Origin of the sequence: Kitasatospora sp. NPDC091257, assembly GCF_044757675.1 — a bacterium.
Lineage (GTDB): Bacteria > Actinomycetota > Actinomycetes > Streptomycetales > Streptomycetaceae > Kitasatospora > Kitasatospora lactacystinica.
Genome location: NZ_JBIVVI010001576.1, coordinates 1 through 1710 on the forward strand (window position 1 = coordinate 1; position 1710 = coordinate 1710).

At 81.9% G+C, this 1710-nt stretch carries 1 pseudogene; it reads left to right on the forward strand.

Annotated elements, in window-relative coordinates:
- Positions 1–1710 (forward strand): annotated as a pseudogene (locus ACIQOV_RS40405) (hypothetical protein); the annotation flags it as partial.

Genomic DNA, 1710 nt, shown 5'->3' on the forward strand with positions numbered 1-1710 from the left:
CCAGCCACGCCACCCACGGCCCTGCGCCGACCGAACTCCGCGGGATCCGGCCGAGTTGCCTGCCGGATCCTGCCGACCTCGCCGCCGCCGCCGGCGAGAGCCCGACCGACCCCCGCCCCCGCTACGCCCTCGGCCGGCTCGCCCTGCTGCTCGGCGCCGACGAACCGGCCCGGGAGCAGTTCACCGCCGCCCTGACCGTCCGGCCCGACTTCGCCCCGGCCCGGCTCGGCCTCGCCCTGGTGCACGAGCGGGCCGAACGCCCCGCCGAGGCCGCCGCCGACTACCGGGCCGGCCTCGACGGGGCACCCGACTGGCGCCCCGCCAGGGTCCGGCTCGGCGCCGCCCTGCTCGCCGCCGGCCAGGCCGAACAGGCCGAGCCGATCCTGCGCGCCGAGGCCGACACCGAACCCGGAAGCCGCTGGACCGCCGTCGCCGCCTTCCACCACGGCCTCGCCCGCGCCCGCGCCGACGACCCGGCCGGCGCCCTCGCCCGCTGGGAGTCGCTCGACGACGAGGACCTGGGCCCCCGCCGGGCCCTGGCCCGCGACCGGCTCGCCCGCACCCGCCTGGCCACCGACCCGACGGCCGCCCGCGAACTCTGGCAGCAGGCCACCGCCGACCACCCGGCCGCCCCCGGCTACCGGGCCGCCCTGCGCGAAGCAGCCCTGCGCGAGGCCGCCCACCTGCTGGTCACCGGCCGGGACCACGCCGAACCGCGCGGCCGCGCCGCCGCCGCGCTCGCCCTCGCCGACACCCTGCCCGGCGCCCTCACCCACCGCCAGGCCCGGCTGCGGGCCGCCCTCGCCCTGGCCGAGGGCACCCCCGAGCCGGTCACCACCCTGCTCGACGCCGGCAGCGGCCTGCGCGACCGCTACCACCTGGCCGCCGTCGCCCTGCTGGCGGGCCGCCCGGCCCGGACGATCGCCCTGCTCGGCCCGCCCGACCCGGCCGGCGACCCGGCGACCGCCCGGCTGCGCGCCCTGCTCGCCGAACGGGCCGGCAACTGGGCCGCCGCACTGGACTGGTACCGGTACTTCCTGGCCTCGGGCACGGCGGCGGGCGCGGCGCCCACCGGCGACTGCGCGCTCTGCGACCGCCCCGCCGCAGGCACCTGCGGCGGCTGCGGCCGAGAGGCCTGCACCGACCACCAGCACACCCCCGAGGCCGCCGGCTCGGCCCGCTGCGTGCGCTGCGCCGCCCCCGCCCTGCGCGCCGTCCTCGACTGCGCCCGCCGGGCCGGCACCCCAGAAGAAGCCGAACCCGTGCTCGCCCGCTGGGCCGAGGCGCTCGGCGAGGGCGCCGCCGCCGCGCCCGTCCGGCTCGACCTCGCCCTGCTGCGCGCCGAACTCGGCCGGCTGGACGAGGCCCTGGCCGGCCTGCCCGCGGACGCCGGGACGGCCCGCGCCGCCGTCCTGGTCCGCCGGGCGGGCGCCGCCCTCGCGGCCGGGCGGCTCGGCCCGGCCGCCGTCGACCTGCGCCAGGCGCTCCGACTCGCCCCCGGACGCGAGCTGCCGGGCCGCGAGCGGGCGGCCGGTGCGCTCGTCCTGCTGGCCGAGCACGAGGCGCACCAGGCCGCCCTCGACGGCCGCCACCGCGAGGCCTGGGAGGTCTACCGGGAGCTGCTGGTCAAGGACCCGGCCCACCCCCGGCTGCTGCACGCCCTCGGCCTGGCCGGCTACCGGCTCGCCGCCGCCGCTGCCTCCGGCACCC